The organism is Streptomyces sp. NPDC057280, assembly GCF_042668605.1.
In the GTDB taxonomy this organism is placed as follows: domain Bacteria; phylum Actinomycetota; class Actinomycetes; order Streptomycetales; family Streptomycetaceae; genus Streptomyces.
This window is the reverse complement of the sequence record NZ_JBHUYR010000003.1, coordinates 415,442-432,004: the sequence shown is the minus strand read 5'-3', so window position 1 is coordinate 432,004 and position 16,563 is coordinate 415,442. Positions and strand designations below refer to the sequence as shown.

The following is a 16,563-nucleotide window of genomic DNA, read 5'->3' as shown; positions in this document are numbered from 1 at the left end:
GTGCGGAGGTTGCGCAAGCCCTCCGTTACCGATGGGTAGTCATGTCCCTTTTGCTGCCCGGAGCCGGTGGTCACCAAGTCGCCATATCACCCCTCCGGCACCGGAATCGGGCGCTTCTCGATCGCCGCCGCCATCACCTCCGGGAACAGATCCGGCGTACAGGCGAAGGCCGGCGCGCCCAGCGCGGCGAGCGCCGCCGCGTGCTCCCTGTCGTAAGCAGGCGCTCCCTCGTCGGACAGCGCGAGCAGCGTCACGAACTGCACGCCCGACGCCTTCATCGCCGCGACCCGCTTGAGCATCTCGTTGCGTATTCCGCCCTCGTACAGATCACTGATCAGCACGACCACCGTGTCCGCGGGCCGGGTGATCTGCGACTGGCAGTACGCGAGCGCCCGGTTGATGTCCGTGCCGCCGCCGAGCTGGGTGCCGAAGAGGACGTCGACCGGGTCGTCGAGCTGGTCGGTGAGGTCGACGACCGCGGTGTCGAAGACGACGAGCCGGGTGTTGATCGACCGCATGGACGCGAGCACCGCCCCGAACACGGACGCGTACACGACCGACGCCGCCATCGACCCCGACTGGTCGATGCAGAGGACGACCTCCTTCTTCACCGACTGCGAGGCCCGTCCGTAGCCGATGAGCCGCTCGGGCACGATCGTCCGGTACTCCGGCAGATAGTGCTTGAGGTTGGCCGCGATCGTGCGGTTCCAGTCGATGTCCTGGTGCCGGGGCCGGTTGACCCGGGCGCTGCGGTCGAGGGCGCCGGTGAGGGTGGCCCTGGTCCGGGTGGCGAGCCGCTTCTCGAGGTCCTCGACGACCTTGCGCACGACCGCCCGTGCCGTCTCCTTCGTCGTCTCCGGCATCGCCTTGTTAAGCGAGAGCAGCGTGCCGACCAGATGGACGTCGGCCTCCACCGCTTCCAGCATCTCCGGCTCCAGCAGCAGGGTGGCGAGGCCGAGCCGGTCGATGGCGTCGCGCTGCATCACCTGGACGACCGAGGACGGGAAGTACGTCCGGATGTCGCCGAGCCAGCGCGCCACGGACGGTGCGGAGGCCCCCAGCCCCGCGGAACGGTCCCGCCCCGTCTGCTGCCCCTGCCGGTCTCCCTTCCCGTACAGCGCGGCCAGCGCCCCGTCCATCGCGGCGTCCCGCCCGCCGAGCACACACCCGGTCCCGTCCGCCGCCTCCCCACCGAGCACCAGCCGCCACCGGCGCAGCCGCTCCTGCGCGGGATCCAGCACGTCGCCGCTCATACGCCGGCCCTCTCGAGAGACCGGGCCGTCGCCGGTCGTCGCGCGGCCAGGGACCACCCCGGCTCTTCAGGCTCCGCCAACGGCCGCGCCCACAACGGCATCACCCGCACGCTCCCCCTCGGCCGCCTCTCCATCGGAATCTCCGCCAGGATCTCCGTCGAGATGTCGGTGGCGATCTCCGCCGAGATCCCGGTCGCACCCTCCGTCGAGATCCCGGTCGCGCCCTCCGCCGAGAATTCGGTCGCACCCTCCGTCGGAAGCTCCGTCTCCTGCCCGTCCGTCACCGCATCCACCCGTTCGCCCCGCTCCCTCGCCCCACCGACCCACTCCCCTGCCCCACGAATCCGCTCTACCGACCCACGAATCCGCTCTCCCGATCCACGAATCCGCTCTCCCGACCCACCGCTCCACTCCCCCGGCCCACTCAGCCCACTCACCCGCTCGGTCGTCATCTCCCCACCCCCGCAAGGTCGTTGTCGCCGGCGTCCCGATGACCAGGTACGCCCTCCAGCCCCAGCCCCAGCCCCAGCAGCAGCCGCACCACCGGCAGCACCGCGTCCGCCCGCGCGATGTCGAGGTCGGTCGCGAAGCCGGGCAGGCCGGTGCCGTTGCCGACCGACCCAGCGCCGGCTCCCTCGCCCGGTCCCCGCCGGACCAGTTCGCCGAGCGTGCGCCGGACCCCCGCCTCGTATGCCGAGAACGTTCTGCGCAGCAGGGGCAGCACATCCGTGAAGGCGTCCGCCGGCACCCCGGTCAGCCAGGCGTCGACCAGCCCGAGCAGCCGCTCGTCGTGCACCAGCAGCATCCCGCCCCCGGCGCCCCCGCCCACGAAGCCCTCGATCCAGGCCGCCGCATCCGCCGGCGGTGTCCCCGGCGACAGCACGAGCCCCATGAGCCGCGCGGCCTCGTCCTGCCCCAACTCCCCGTCGTCGAGCAACAACCGCACGGCCCGCCCCCGAAGGACACCGGGCACGCTCTCCCGCCCGCACAACACCCGCAGCACGGAGTGCCAGCGGCCCCGGAGGAGACCTGCACCCCTCTCCGTCCCGCCCGCTCCGGGGCCGCCCGCCGCTGTCGCCGCGACCGCGTCCCCCAGCAGGCCCACCGCCCCGTGCACCGCGTCCACATGGCGCCGTATCTCGTCGGCGGCGTCCGCGTCGAGTCCGGTGCAGGCCGGGGGAAGGCCGACGAAGATCCGTTCGGCGAGGCCCTCGGCGACCTCCGTGAGGGCGTGGGTGTCGGTGCCGCGCACGTCGCCGTACCGCAGGGAGCGGACCAGCGCGGGCAGGGCCTGGGCCAGGTGGCCGACGTCCGTGTCCAGGGCCGCGCGGTCGGCGAGGACCTGCATCACCACCGGGAGGGCGTCCGGAAGTTCGGCCAGCAGACAGCGCTCGGCGAGCGCGGTGACGTCGGCGAGGCTCGGCGCACCGACGGCATCCGCCTCCGCCTTGGCCGTCGCCGCCGCGGGCACCGTGGTCCCCCAAACTCCCGCCTCGGCGACCCGCACCGCCAGCTCCGGCTCCCAGCGCAACCGCCACGTCTCCCGGAACGTGCCCGTGCTCCCCCGCGACGCCACCGGCTCGCCCCACGCCACGCCCAGCAGCCGCAGCCGATGCAGCAGTCTGCTGCGGCCGGCGTCGATCTCCTTGCGCAGATCGAGCTCCAACTCCCGCTCCAGCGCCTCCGGTTTGAGCCGCAGTCGGCGCTGCGCCCGGTCGATGTCCCGCTGCAACGGCACCGCGGGCGCCCCCTGCGGCACCTCGCCGAGCACGTCCCCGACCACCAGCCGGTCGTGCACCAGCGACAGCGGTACGTCCGAGCCCTCGCACATCACCGCCCGCACCGCGTCGGTGGTCTCGCTCAGCCCCGCCAGCGGGCGGCCGCGCATCGCCGCGAGCGTCTCCGCCAGCCGCACCGCCTCGATGACATGCGCGGAGGAGACCAGCCGGTCCTCCTCCCGCAGCAGCCCCGCCACCTTGGTCATCCACCGCTCGATCGGGCGGTCCGGCGCGGCGAACAGATGCCCGTACCACCCCGGTGAGTCGATGCCGGCCCCGTAGCCGCTGACCCGGGACAGCCTGCGGTGCGTCCAGGGCACCCACGTCATGTCCGCCTTGACCTTCGGCAGCCCCTTCAACAGGGCCCGGTCGCCGGCCACGGACGCTTTCCGCCGCAGCGCGGGCACATGCCAGGCCCCGCACACGACGGCCACTTCCGCCTCGAACTCACGCTGGGCCGCCCGCACTTGGAGCCGCATGTACGCCTCCCGCACGAGGTCCTTGTCGTGCCCTCCGTGCCCGTACGTCTCCCGCAGCGCCCCCATCGCCTCCTCCAGCGCGAGGAACGGCCCGAACACGTCTCCGGTGCCGCCGCCCCGATGCTCGACGACGTCCTCCCACCAGCGCTCGGGATCGTCGTAACCGGCCGTCTCGGCGAGCACGGCGAGGGGATCGACCCGGACGTCGATCGGATCGGGGTCCTCAGTCCCCTCGGAACTGCCGGCCCCGTCAGCCCCCGCCTCCCTCCCCCACGCCAGCGAGTGCGTCGCCGGCAAGTCGATGAAGCGGGCCGGGACGTCCTGCTCAAGCGCCCATCGCAGCGCCACCCACTCCGGGGAGAACTCGGCCAGCGGCCAGAACGCCGACCGGCCGGGCTCGTCCACCGCGTGGGCCAGGAGGGCGACCGGCGGCCGCATGTCCGCGTCGGCGGCCAGCGGGATCAGGGCGTCGGCCTCGGGCGGGCCCTCGATCAGGACGACCCGCGGCCGGGCCGCGTCCAGCGCCGCCCGTACCGCGCGGGCCGACCCGGGCCCGTGATGCCGTACGCCGAGCAGCAACGGCTCCCCACCGATCGACCCGCCCCGGCCCTCGTCGCCGTCAATGCCGGTCACTCCGTCCCCTCCCCTCGGGAACCGCCGATCCCTTGCCCCCGCCCGAGCCACCGGAGCCGCCCGCCCCACCGCTTCCCTGGCCCCCGGCAGGCTTCCCCCAGCCCAGGTCCTCCCCGCTCACGCGCTCACCTCGCGGCACGCGCGGTAGAAGTCCGTCCAGCCGTCGCGCTCGCGGACGACCGCCTCCAGGTACTCCTGCCAGACGACCCGGTCGCCCGCCGGATCGCGGACGACGGCGCCGAGGATGCCCGCGGCCACGTCACCGGCGCGCAGCACGCCGTCGCCGAAGTGGGCGGCCAGGGCGAGGCCGTTGGTGACGACGGAGATGGCCTCGGCCGTCGACAGCGTGCCGCTGGGCGACTTGACCTTCGTACGGCCGTCGGCCGTGACCCCGTCGCGCAGTTCCCGGAAGACGGTCACCACGCGGCGGATCTCGTCGATCCCCTCCGGTACGGCGGGCAGGTCGAGCGAGCGGCCGATCTGGTCCACGCGCCGCGACACGATGTCGACCTCGGCCTCGACGCTCTCCGGCAGCGGCAGCACCACTGTGTTGAAGCGGCGGCGCAGGGCGCTGGAGAGGTCGTTGACCCCGCGGTCGCGATCGTTGGCGGTGGCGATGAGGTTGAAGCCGCGGACGGCCTGCACCTCCTGTCCCAACTCCGGTATCGGCAGCGTCTTCTCGGACAGGATGGTGATGAGCGTGTCCTGGACGTCGGCGGGGATGCGGGTCAGCTCCTCCACCCGTGCCGTCATCCCCTCCGCCATGGCCCGCATGACGGGGCTGGGCACCAGCGCGTCCCGGCTCGGGCCGTTCGCCAGCAGCTGCGCGTAGTTCCAGCCGTACCGGATCGCCTCCTCCGGGGTGCCGGCCGTGCCCTGCACGAGCAGGGTCGAATCGCCGCTGACCGCGGCGGCCAGGTGCTCGGAGACCCAGGTCTTCGCGGTGCCGGGCACGCCGAGCAGGAGCAGGGCGCGGTCGGTGGCGAGGGTGGTGACGGCGACCTCGACAATGCGGCGCGGGCCCACGTACTTCGGGGTGATCACGGTGCCGTCGGGCAGGGTGCCGCCCAGCAGGTACGTCGCCACGGCCCACGGCGACAGCTTCCAGCGAGCCGGGCGCGGGCGGTCGTCCTGGGCGGCCAGCGCCGCGAGTTCGGCGGCGAAGGCGTCCTCGGCATGCGGTCGCAACGCCTGGGCAGGTGTCGTATCCCCTGTATCCACGGACAGCGGCTCAACGGTCACAGACATGGCGAAGTCCCCCTCCAGCTCGGCCGGTTCTGCCGTTCTCGGATCTGGCACCCACCTTGCACCACACCACTGACAATCGCTCTGACCTGCGGAAATTCACTCACAGCAGCGCTCGGCGGACCGATTGTCAGTGGTGGGATCTACCGTCGAAGACATGACTCAGCAGGGGGTGCGCTGGACTGCGGACCAGGTGCTGGCACTGGCGCCTGACGCCGCGTCACGCAAAGCGGGAAGCAAACTCGGTGCGGCGGGGCCGTGGTCCGGGACGGGGAGTTCCGACGAGGGGACGGTGTGGGGGCTGTGCAAGGGCAGTGGCAGCAAGCCGTATCAGACGGTCGTGGACATCGCGGACGTGTCCGGGCCCGCGTACAAGTGCAGTTGTCCGAGCCGGAAGTTCCCGTGCAAGCACGCCCTCGGGCTGCTGCTGCTCTGGGCGGGCGAGGACGGTTCGGTGCCGTCGGGGCAGGCGCCGGACTGGGCGGAGCAGTGGACAGAGGGGAGAAGACAGCGCGCGCAGGAGAAGAAGGCCGGCGGCGCGTCACCGTCCGGCTCAGGTGATCCGGAGGCGGCGCGGCGTCGGGCGGAGCGCCGGGCCGAGCGGGTCACCGCGGGGGCGACGGAGCTGGAGCAGCGCCTCGCCGACCTGCTGCGCGGCGGACTGGCCGGCGCGGAGCAGGCGGGGTACGGAATGTGGGAGGAGACGGCGGCCCGCATGGTCGACGCCCAGGCCTCCGGACTGGCGGCCCGGGTCCGGGAGGTGGGGGCGATCCCGTCCTCCGGCCCCGGCTGGCCGGTGCGGCTGCTGGAGGAGTGCGCTCTCCTCCACCTCCTGGACCAGGGCTGGTTGCGGCGCGAGCAGCTGCCGGACGGCCTGGCGGCGACGGTGCGTTCCCGTGTCGGCCTGCCCGCCTCCGCGGACGGCCCGCCGGTGCGGGACCAGTGGCTGGTGCTGGCCCAGTACGACACGGCGGACGCCCGCCTGACGACCCGCCGCATCTGGCTGTACGGCACCGGCTCCGGCCGCAGCGCGCTGCTCCTTTCCTACGGCGCCGCGGGCCGCGCCCCCGAACTCGCCCTGCCGGTGGGCCTGGTCCTGGAGGCGGAGCTCTCCTCGTACCCGGGCACCGGGCAGCTGCGCGCGGCGCTGGGCGAGCAGTTCGCGCCACCGGCCCCGTCCTTCGTACGTCCGCCGGGGATGACCACGTCCGAGGCCGCCGCCCGCTACGGCGAGGCGCTCCGCGACGACCCGTGGCTCGACTCGGTCCCGGTGACCCTCGACCAGGTCGTCCCGACCCCGGACGCCGACGGCTGGCAGCTCGCGGACGCCGACGGCGAGGCGGCCCTGCCGCTCACGTCCACCGCCCGCTCCCGTCCCGGCCTGTGGCGCCTGGTCGCGCTGTCCGGCGGCGCCCCGGTCAAGGTCTTCGGCGAGTGCGGCCACCGCGGCTTCACGCCGCTGACGGCCTGGCCGGAGGGGGCGGGCGAGCCGGTCCGCCTGTGCTGACCTCACCGAACCCGACCGACCTGACGTCTGTGCCGTCCTCCACCGACCTAGGAGCGCCCACGTACACCACCGGCCCCGCCACGCTCACTCTCCGCGCCGCGCGCGACGACGACCACGTCCACGCCACACGCATCAGCAGGCAGGCCCACCAGGACGACGACAACGTCCACATCACGTACGCGCGGAGCGACGCCCACGCCACCGCACGCACCCGTCGACGGAAGGCGCTCGCATGAACAGGACGTCCAGCCCAGCGGAGACCTCAGTAGACATCCCGACGGAGACCTCAGCGGAGACCTCAGTAGACATCCCGACGAAGACCCCGCTGACGACCCCGACGGAGACCCCGCTGAAGACCCCAGCGGAGACCCCGGCGGATACCTCAGCGAAGCCCCCCGCCACCTGGGAGGACCTCGTCACCACCGCGCTCCTGGGCACCGACCGGCGTCCCCCCGCGGCCGGAGCGCCGGGGCGCGCGGCCCCCGTCGCGCTGCTGGACGCCGCCGCGGCGGAGACCGTACGGCGGCGGGCCGGGCTGCGTCCCGCGCGGGCGGCGGCGCGCCCCGACCCCGCGCCCGCGGACCCGCGCCCCGCGCTGCCCGCCGCCGCGGCCCGCAGGCTCGCGATGCTGCTGGCCGACCGCCCCGGCGCGGGTGGCGGCGGCCGCAGGGGCACCGCACCGGACCTCATGGAGCTGCTGCCCCAGTGGCTCGCCGCGGCGAACGCCCGGGGGTTCGCGGCGCCCGCGGAGCTGCTCCCGGCGCTGCTGGACGCGGCCCGGGGGCGTACGGATCTGCGGCCTGCGGCGCTGGCGTTCGCCGGCCCGCGCGCGGTGTGGCTGGCCCGGCTCAATCCGGACTGGCGGTTCGCCCTGCGCGCGGCACCGGGCGGGGACGCGGCGCTGCCGCGACCGGAGGACGGGGAGCGGGTGCGGCGGCTGTGGCAGGAGGGCCTGTTCGCCGAGCGGGTCGCCCTGCTCGCCGCGATACGGGCCCGGGAGCCCGCCGCCGCGCGGGAGTTGCTGGCGACGACGTGGGCGACGGAGCGGGCCGAGGACCGGCTGATGTTCCTCGACTCGCTGCGGACGGGGCTGGGTGCGGCCGACGAGCCGTTCCTGGAGCAGGCGCTGTCGGATCGCAGCCGCAATGTCCGGGCGACGGCGGCCGAGTTGCTGTCGGCGCTGCCGGGCTCGGCGCTCGCCGCGCGGATGGCGGTCAGGGCGGCGGCGTGCGTGGCGGTGGACCGTACGCGCGAGGTGCCGTCGATCGTCGTGGAGGCGCCGCACGAGTGCGATTCGAGCATGGAGCGGGACGGTGTCCTACCCAAGGCTCCGGCGGGACGGGGTGAACGATCGTGGTGGTTCGGCCAGTTGGTGGAGGCCGCCCCGCTGGGCACGTGGTCGGCGCGGCTCGGTGGGCGGACGCCCGAGGAGATCGTGGCGCTGCCGGTGACGGATGACTGGCGGTCCGAACTGCACGCGGCGTGGTGCCGGGCGGCGGTGCGGCAGCGGGACGCCGGCTGGGCGCGGGCGCTGCTCGGGGCGCCCGCGGCGCCGGAGGCCGGTGGGCCCGGGGCGGTGTCGTTGGCCGAGCGCGCCAAGCTGCTCGGGACGCTGCCGCCGGGCGAACGCGCCGACTGGGTGGCCGGGTTCATCGCGGCGCACGGCCTGTCGGAGGCGTTTCAGCTGCTCGGCGGCTGCGCGGTGCCGTGGTCCGGGCCGCTCGGGCGGGCTGTGGTGGACGCGCTCAACATCGCGCGGGACGCGGGGAGTTACCCATGGAGTTTCAGTGGCGTGATGGGGCTGGCCGAGCGGTGCCTGGACCCGGCGGAGGCGAGCCGGCTGGACGGCCTGCTGGCGGTGCCGGACGAGACCGAGGATGCCTCGCCGGGCGCCGGAGGGTACTGGGCGGAGGCCTTCCAGCGGCTGGGCACGACGCTGCGGTTGCGGGCGGCGATGCTGGAGGAGCTGGGGACGGCGTAGCCGTGCGGCCGAGGCGTTCCTCGGCGGCGGACGCCCTACGCCCCCGCCGACTGCCGCACGTTCTCCCTGACCCACTCGACGATCGCCTGCGTCGTCGCCCCCGGCGTGAAGATCTCCGCGACGCCCTTCTCCTTCAGCGGTGCGATGTCCGCCTCCGGGATGATGCCGCCGCCGAAGACCAGGATGTCCTCGGCCTCGCGGTCCTTGAGCAGGTCGATCACCGCGGCGAAGAGCGTGTTGTGGGCGCCGGAGAGGATGGACAGACCGATCGCGTCGGCGTCTTCCTGGATCGCGGTGTCGACGATCTGCTCGGGCGTCTGGTGGAGGCCGGTGTAGATGACCTCCATGCCGGCGTCACGCAGCGCCCGCGCGATCACCTTCGCTCCGCGATCATGGCCGTCGAGCCCCGGCTTCGCCACCACGACGCGGATCGGACCGGCTGCCACACCCATCACTGCCTCCATGAAGCGCCTTCGGCTTCCTCACACCACAGTGTGCGAGGAAGTGAACGAACGTTATCTCCAGCATCCCGCAACCGGCAGTTTCGCGGCGTCGGCCGAGGGGGAAATCACACGGTGGGACACGTTCGCCGCGCACCGTTCCGAGTCTTTGCGGCACACGGACCGCAGACCCCTGCGGCCCGGGTACCGCAACGGGAGCAAGCGCATCGGGAGCCGCAACGAGGTCGCCGTACCACCGCGCCGCGGGCCGCGCGCCGGGGCGGTGCGGTGTGCCGACGGAGGCACGCAGGGCACGTAGGGCAGGTAAGGCACGACAGCGGGGAGCCTCGTCGCCACACCGGCAGGGAGTCTCGCCCCGTCATCGGCGCGCTGCGCGCCATCCGCCGAGCTCACCCCACGCGCCCTCCGCATGCTCCGCCGGCCGCCTCCGACCCGGCCTCCCACGAGGGCACACGGGGGACAGAGACGTCCTCATGTGTGCCGACAGGAGGTCGGCCATGAAGGTCATCCGGGCAGTGGAGCCCCTTCTTCCGCTCTGTCAGCGCCTGCTCCCGGGCAGACTGGCGGGACTGTCCGTGGCACTGCTGAAGGCCACCGCCCTGGAGATCGCTATCCTCGCCGGCCACCTCCTGCTCTATCCCTCGGGCGTCTTCCAGGAACGCCGTGCGCCGGCCGCCCCGCTCCCTTCCCGGGACGGCCCGGCGCAGCTGCCGACGGAGGCCAAGCCGCCGGTGGTGCTGCTGCACGGCTTCATCGACAACCGCTCGGTCTTCGTCCTGCTGCGCCGCAGCCTCCTCCAGCACGGCCACCGGCAGCTCGAGTCGCTCAACTACTCACCGCTGACCTGTGACATACGCACCGCTGCCGAACTGCTGGGCCGGCACATAGAGGAGATCTGCGAGCGCACGGGCAGCAGGCAGGTCGATGTCGTCGGCCACAGCCTGGGCGGGCTGATCGCGCGTTATTACGTGCAGCGCCTCGGCGGCGATCTCCGCGTCCGCACCCTGGTCACGCTGGGCACCCCGCACTCGGGGACCCGGGTGGTGCCGGTGGCCGACGCCCACCCGATCGTGCGCCAGATGCGCCCCGGCTCGGACGTCCTCACGGAACTCGCCCGGCCGGCGCCCGGCTGCCGTACGCAATTCGTGAGCTTCTGGAGCGACCTCGACCACCTGATGGACCCGCTGGAGACCGCCCGTATCGACCACCCCGACCTGATGGCGCACAACGTCCAGGTGAGCGGGATCGGACATCTCGCCCTCCCGGTGCATCCGGCCGTCGCGACAGGGATACGCCAGGCGCTCGACACGGCGAGGACGGGGGCCGCGGCCGAGACCGGCGCGGAAGGCCTGACAGTGGCGTGACAGGGTGCGCGTAGGCGGCGGGACCGGCGCCGGACAGGCGCCTGCCAGTCACCTGACAGCCGTCCGGGATCGAACAATCTTCGAACACAAGGCCAAACTCGCGCCCGCAGTCCCCCGAAACACGGCCGAATGCCCGTTTCCTTCAGGCGCGAAACCTGCCGAAGATTGTCGCGCCCGCGTACCGCCGGGTACAGTCGCCGCACTGCTCTGGCAGCCCCTGTTGTCGAGGCGAAAGAGAAGTTGGTGAACGACCCGTACACGTCGGGGACCATGACCACCCCGACTCCGGCTTCCGATGCCTCGTCGGCGCACTACGCGTCGTACGGCACGCAGGAGGCCCAGTACGGCGACTTCGCGAGCTACGGCTACGACACGGGCGCGCACCCCACCACCGCGCATTTCGACACCGACCCCCTGTTCGGCAGTCTCCCCGGTGACAGCGGTCAGAGCACCGGATCGTACGACGCCCAGCAGTGGTCGACGGACAGTCACCAGGCCCTGAACTACGACATGTACGCGGCCCAGCACCACGCCGCCTACGACACAGGCGCCTACGACACGACGGGCTGGACCGGCGAGCATCAGCAGCTCTCCGCGATCCCGCCGCAAGTCGGCGCAGCGGACGTGAGTGGCCAGTGGGACGCGGGCGCCTGGCTCCAGCCGGACCAGTCCGGGAACGCGGCCGACCAGACCCAGCACTGGCAGTGGGGCACGCAGGCCTTCGACACCGGCGCCTATGACGCCACACAGTGGAACTCCGACGGGGTCACGCCGGACGACGGGGAGCCCGTCGACCATCAGTCGACCGCGCTGTTCGAGCAGGTCTCCTATGACGAATACGACGAACCCGCCGCGCACGACACCGAGTTGAGCGCCACCGGCGAACTGCCCGCCCTCTCCGAGGACGACAGCGACGCCGCCCCGCTCCTCGACGACCAGGAAGACCCCACTCCCGCCCCGGGCTCCCGCATGGCCGCCCGCAACGCGGGCCGTTCCCGCCGCCGTACGCCCGCGAAGCGCTCCGCGCTGATGAAGATCGCGGTGCCCTCCGCGTGCGTCATGGGGGTCACCGGCATCGCGGCCGCCTCCATCGGCAGCATGAGCGACGGCAAGGACACCTCGACGACCGCGTCCGACGCGACGACGAAGTCCGTGAAGCCGTCCGCCGCGAACAACAAGCTGGACACGCAGCTCGAGTCCCTCTCCGCGGGCGCCGACGACTTCGCCGACCGGGCCAGCCGGACGCAGGAGCGTATCGACCTCAAGGCCCAGCAGGAGGCCGAGAAGAAGAAGGCGGCGGAGGAGGCGGCCCGCAAGGAGCGGCTGCGCCCCAAGTTCGCCCTCCCGGTCGCCCAGCACGGCCTCAGCGCCTACTACGGCCAGGCCGGCGTCAACTGGATGTCCGTGCACACCGGCATCGACTTCCCGGTCTCCTACGGCACCACGGTGATGGCCGCGACCGACGGCGTCGTCCGGACGCAGTGGAACAGCGCCTACGGCAACATGATGATCGTGACCGCGAAGGACGGCACGGAGACGTGGTACTGCCACCTCTCCAGCTACCGCGTCGCCTCCGGTACGACGGTCAAGGCCGGCGACCCGATCGCGTACAGCGGCAACTCGGGCAACTCCACCGGCCCGCACCTGCACTTCGAGGTCCGCCCGGCCGGCGGCTCGGCGATCGACCCGCTGCCGTGGCTGAGGAGCCACGGCCTGGACCCGACGTAAGCGCCGCATTCTTCACGGGCCCCCACCTCTGAGGCGGGGGCCCGTACTGCTTACAGCTTCTCCACCGGCGCATACCGCAGCAGCAACCGCTTCGGCTTGGCCTCTCCGAAGTCGATCGTCGCCTCCGCGTTCGCCCCCGTGCCCTTCACCGCCATGACCGTGCCGAGCCCGAACTGGTCGTGGGTGACACGGTCACCGACGGCCAGCGAGACGACCGGTTTCTCCGACGAACGGCTCGTGGCGAAGCCGGACGCGCCCCGCGCCGAGGAGCGCGAGCGGGAGGACGAGAGCGTGGCGGCGACCCCGGACACCGGGCCCGCGGGCGCCGCGGTGGCGCCGGTCCGCTTCCACTCCACGTGCTGCTCCGGGATCTCCGACAGGAAGCGCGAGGGCGGGTTGTACGACGGCTGCCCCCACGCGCTGCGCAGCGACGAGCGGGTCAGGTACAGCCGTTCCCGCGCGCGCGTGATGCCGACGTACGCGAGCCGGCGCTCCTCCTCCAGTTCCTTGGTCTGGCCGAGGGCGCGCATGTGCGGGAAGACGCCGTCCTCCATGCCGGTCAGGAAGACGACCGGGAACTCGAGTCCCTTGGCGGTGTGGAGCGTCATCAGGGTGATGACACCGGAGCCGTCCTCGTCCTCGTCGGGGATCTGGTCGGAGTCGGCGACGAGCGCGACCCGCTCCAGGAAGGCGGCGAGCCCGGGAGACTCCTCGCCCTCCGCCGTCTCCTGCTCGAACTCCAGGGCCACGGCGGCGAGTTCCTGGAGGTTCTCGATCCGGGTCTCGTCCTGCGGGTCGGTGGAGGCCTGCAACTCGGCGAGATAGCCCGTGCGTTCGAGCACCGCCTCCAGAACGGTCGCCGGTCCCGCGCCGGAGTCGACGATCGTACGGAGCTCCTCCATCAGCACGTTGAACCGCTTCACGGCGTTCGTCGACCGCGCGGCCATGCCGTACGCCTCGTCGACCCGCTTGAGGGCCTGCGGGAAGCTGATCTTCTCGCGCTGGGAGAGGGCGTCGATCATCGCCTCGGCGCGCTCGCCGATGCCCCGCTTGGGGACGTTGAGGATGCGCCGCAGCGGCACCGAGTCCTCGGGGTTGGCCAGCACCCGCAGGTAGGCCAGGACGTCCCGGACCTCCTTGCGCTCGTAGAAGCGGACGCCGCCGACGACCTTGTAGGGCAGGCCGACGCGGATGAAGATCTCCTCGAAGACCCGGGACTGGGCGTTGGTGCGGTAGAAGACGGCGACATCGCCGGCCTTCGCCTCGCCCGCGTCCGTCAGTCGGTCTATCTCGTCGGCGACGAACTGCGCCTCGTCGTGCTCGGTGTCGGCGACGTAGCCGGTGATGCGCGCCCCGGCGCCCGCGTTGGTCCACAGGTTCTTGGGGCGGCGGGACTCGTTGCGCTCGATGACCGCGTTGGCGGCGGACAGGATCGTCTGGGTGGAGCGGTAGTTCTGCTCCAGCAGGATCGTCGTCGCGTTCGGGTAGTCCTCCTCGAACTGGAGGATGTTGCGGATCGTCGCGCCACGGAAGGCGTAGATCGACTGGTCGGCGTCACCGACGACGCAGAGCTCGGCGGGCGGGACGTCGAACTCGTTCGGCGGGACGTCCTCGTCGTGCGCACCCGTCCCGACCAGCTCCCTGACCAGCGCGTACTGGGCGTGGTTGGTGTCCTGGTACTCGTCGACCAGGACGTGCCGGAAGCGGCGGCGGTAGTGCTCGGCGACATCGGGGAACGCCCGCAGCAGGTTGACCGTCGTCATGATCAGGTCGTCGAAGTCGAGGGCGTTGGCCTCGCGCAACCGCGACTGGTACATGGCGTAGGCCTGGGCGAGGGTCTTCTCGAAGCCGTCGGTGGCCTGGGCCGCGAAGTCCTCCTCGTCGATCAGCTCGTTCTTGAGGTTGCTGATCTTGGCGCTGAAGGACTTGGGCGGGAAGCGCTTGGGGTCGAGGTCGAGGTCACGGCAGACCAGGGCCATGAGGCGCTTGGAGTCGGCGGCGTCGTAGATCGAGAAGGAGGACGTGAAGCCGAGCTTCTTGCTCTCCCGCCGCAGGATGCGCACGCACGCACTGTGGAAGGTCATCACCCACATCGCGTTCGCGCGCGGGCCGACGAGCTGCTCGACGCGTTCCTTCATCTCGCCCGCGGCCTTGTTGGTGAAGGTGATCGCGAGGATCTGCCCCGGGTGGACATTCCGCTCGGCCAGCAGGTAGGCGATACGGTGCGTGAGCACGCGTGTCTTGCCCGATCCGGCGCCGGCCACGATGAGCAGCGGGGTGCCGGAGTGCACGACGGCGGCCCGCTGGTTCTCGTTGAGCCCCTCGATCAGCGCCGCCGCGTCCAGGGCCGGGCGCGGGGCGCCGTCGCGGTAGTACGCGTCCCGGTCCGGCGGCACGTCGAACTTCCCGCCGAACAGATCGTCCGGAACGGGTTCCGGTCCGTGCTCGTCCTCGGGCGGAGGCGGGGGCTCCTCCTCGTGACCCTTGGGGGTCTGGAGGTCCGCCAGGAAGCTGTCGTCAAAGAGGCTGCTCATCGCTCTCCGAGTCTAGGGTGCCGCACTGACACCCCGCCGCCGCCCCGAGAAGTCGGCCCGATGACGGCCTCCTCCGAAGCCGGGGATCTTCCGGCCGTGATCGCCGAGCACCTTCCGTCACCTGCCCATTACTTCTCGCGACCGGCCGGCCAAGGTCACGAAAATGTATCGGGCCTATCGGACATCAACCTTCACAGGGGCCACACCCGTTGGCTACCGTGCCGGTCAGGCCGTACGACCCCCACCGGCGAACGTCGCCGGGCCGCGCGGCCTCCGCCGAGTCCGGTGCGCCGCCATGGCAGCCGGAGCCGGGGACCCACACCGACCTTGGGGTGAATCGGCCCAACTCCCTTTCGGGGGACGGCCGTAGGGCACACCTTCCGAACCACCCGCCCGAACCCGACAGCTAACTCGGTAGGCGGAACATGGAAGGAGTCGCCTCCCTTGGCGTCGCACGCAAGGCCACGTCCTGCGGGAACGCGCGTAGCAGGCATACGCACCCCCGCGCTCGCAACGGCCGCCCTCACCTCCGTGGCCCTGCTCTCCCAGACCGCCACCGCCGCCCCCTCGACCGACGACAGGCCGAGCCTGGAGGAAGTCGAGAAGAAGGTCGACGACCTCTACCGGCAGGCGGAGTCGGCGACCGAGAAGTACAACTCGGCCAAGGAGAAGACCGCCACGCAGCGCAAGGAGGTCGACACCCTCCTCGACGACGTCGCCCAGCGCACCCAGAAGCTCAACGAGGCCCGCGAGGAACTCGGTTCCTTCGCCGCGGCCCAGTACCGCACCGGCGCCTCCGCGCCCGACACCGCGACCTTCCTGCTCGCGGACACCCCGCAGGACTACTTCGACCAGACGCAGCTGATGGGCCGCATGACGGACCGTCAGAAGGGTGCGGTCGACGACTACATCAGCGCTCAGTCCGCGACGATGAAGAAGCGGCAGGAGGCCACCAAGAGCCTCGAGACGCTCACCGACTCGCAGGCCGACCTGAAGACCGCCAAGGCGACCGTCCAGCGCAAGCTCTCCGCCGCGCGCGAGCTGCTGTCGCAGCTGACCGCCGAGGAGAAGGCGCGGCTCGCGGCGATCGAGAAGAAGAAGCAGGAGGAGGCCGCCCGCAAGGCCGCGGAGCTGGCGCAGCAGCAGAAGGCCGCGGAGCAGACCGCGGCGGCGGAACAGGAGGCGAGCACTCCGGACAGCTCGGCCCCGGCCGACTCCTCATACGCCACCAAGGCCGACAAGGCCCTCGCCTTCGCCCGCGCGCAGGTCGGCAAGCCGTACGTCTGGGGCGCCACCGGCCCCGACTCCTACGACTGCTCCGGCCTCACCCAGGCCGCCTGGAACGCCGCCGGCATCACCCTCCCCCGCACCACCTACGACCAGGTGAACTTCGGCACCACGGTCTCCCTCGCCAACGCCCAGCCCGGTGACCTGGTCTTCTTCTACGACGACGTCAGCCACGTCGGCCTCTACATCGGCAACGGCATGATGATCCACGCGCCGAAGCCGGGGGCGTACGTCCGCGAGGAGTCGATCTACTACGACGGCGAGTCGGCGATCCACAGCGTGGTGCGCCCGGCCTAGGCCGGCCCGTCCGCGG

12 protein-coding genes and 1 riboswitch are annotated in these 16,563 nt (G+C 72.3%); of the genes, 6 read left to right on the top strand and 6 right to left on the bottom strand.

The genetic code is table 11. The annotated features are described in order from the left end of the window. Positions 1–86 precede the first annotated feature (86 nt). The 4 genes from ACFUO4_RS20480 to ACFUO4_RS20465 all read right to left on the bottom strand — a co-directional run bounded on the left by ACFUO4_RS20480 (position 87) and on the right by ACFUO4_RS20465 (position 5,391). On the bottom strand, positions 87–1,253 hold the full coding sequence (locus tag ACFUO4_RS20480; protein ID WP_383486586.1) for a VWA domain-containing protein: 1,167 nt from the start codon (positions 1,251–1,253) through the stop codon (positions 87–89). Then, positions 1,250–1,705: a hypothetical protein gene (locus tag ACFUO4_RS20475; protein WP_383486583.1), complete on the bottom strand. Its 456-nt coding sequence runs from the start codon at positions 1,703–1,705 to the stop codon at positions 1,250–1,252. The genes ACFUO4_RS20480 and ACFUO4_RS20475 overlap by 4 nt, the downstream gene beginning before the upstream one ends. Further along, positions 1,702–4,134, bottom strand: a complete 2,433-nt coding sequence (locus ACFUO4_RS20470) for a DUF5682 family protein (protein WP_383487869.1) — start codon at positions 4,132–4,134, stop codon at positions 1,702–1,704. Before ACFUO4_RS20470 ends, ACFUO4_RS20475 begins: the two co-directional genes overlap by 4 nt. Before the next feature lie 126 nt (positions 4,135–4,260). After that, positions 4,261–5,391 carry an AAA family ATPase gene (locus tag ACFUO4_RS20465; RefSeq protein ID WP_383486580.1) on the bottom strand — a complete coding sequence of 377 codons (1,131 nt, stop codon included), beginning with the start codon at positions 5,389–5,391 and terminating at the stop codon, positions 4,261–4,263. 154 nt (positions 5,392–5,545) lie between these two features. Between ACFUO4_RS20465 and ACFUO4_RS20460 the strand changes: the two genes are divergently transcribed. From ACFUO4_RS20460 to ACFUO4_RS20450, 3 genes are read left to right on the top strand one after another with little or no spacing between them, the layout of a single operon-like run. Then, positions 5,546–6,895: an SWIM zinc finger family protein gene (locus tag ACFUO4_RS20460; RefSeq protein ID WP_383486577.1), complete on the top strand. Its 1,350-nt coding sequence runs from the start codon at positions 5,546–5,548 to the stop codon at positions 6,893–6,895. Then, the gene (locus ACFUO4_RS20455; protein WP_383486574.1) at positions 6,889–7,131 is read left to right on the top strand and encodes a hypothetical protein; all 243 of its coding nucleotides are present in this window, start codon (positions 6,889–6,891) and stop codon (positions 7,129–7,131) included. The genes ACFUO4_RS20460 and ACFUO4_RS20455 overlap by 7 nt, the downstream gene beginning before the upstream one ends. Continuing rightward, positions 7,128–8,876, top strand: coding sequence for a DUF5691 domain-containing protein (locus tag ACFUO4_RS20450; protein ID WP_383486571.1), 1,749 nt, complete (start codon positions 7,128–7,130; stop codon positions 8,874–8,876). Before ACFUO4_RS20455 ends, ACFUO4_RS20450 begins: the two co-directional genes overlap by 4 nt. 35 nt (positions 8,877–8,911) lie before the next feature. Here ACFUO4_RS20450 and ACFUO4_RS20445 read toward each other — a convergent pair whose 3' ends face one another. Then, positions 8,912–9,328, bottom strand: coding sequence for a cobalamin B12-binding domain-containing protein (locus ACFUO4_RS20445; protein WP_079311933.1), 417 nt, complete (start codon positions 9,326–9,328; stop codon positions 8,912–8,914). Between the two features lie 506 nt (positions 9,329–9,834). On the opposite strand from ACFUO4_RS20445, the gene ACFUO4_RS20440 reads away from it, so the two are divergent. Further along, positions 9,835–10,701, top strand: a complete 867-nt coding sequence (locus ACFUO4_RS20440; RefSeq protein WP_079311935.1) for a triacylglycerol lipase — start codon at positions 9,835–9,837, stop codon at positions 10,699–10,701. 270 nt (positions 10,702–10,971) lie between these two features. After that, positions 10,972–12,429 carry a M23 family metallopeptidase gene (locus ACFUO4_RS20435; protein ID WP_383487866.1) on the top strand — a complete coding sequence of 486 codons (1,458 nt, stop codon included), beginning with the start codon at positions 10,972–10,974 and terminating at the stop codon, positions 12,427–12,429. A 50-nt stretch (positions 12,430–12,479) separates the two neighbouring features. Here ACFUO4_RS20435 and pcrA read toward each other — a convergent pair whose 3' ends face one another. Then, positions 12,480–14,963, bottom strand: coding sequence for a DNA helicase PcrA (gene pcrA, locus ACFUO4_RS20430; RefSeq protein WP_079311937.1), 2,484 nt, complete (start codon positions 14,961–14,963; stop codon positions 12,480–12,482). Positions 14,964–15,227: 264 nt separating this feature from the next. Beyond that, positions 15,228–15,399, top strand: a riboswitch (cyclic di-AMP (ydaO/yuaA leader). A gap of 8 nt (positions 15,400–15,407) precedes the next feature. On the opposite strand from pcrA, the gene ACFUO4_RS20425 reads away from it, so the two are divergent. Continuing rightward, on the top strand, positions 15,408–16,547 hold the full coding sequence (locus tag ACFUO4_RS20425; protein WP_383486566.1) for an NlpC/P60 family protein: 1,140 nt from the start codon (positions 15,408–15,410) through the stop codon (positions 16,545–16,547). Positions 16,548–16,563 lie beyond the last annotated feature (16 nt).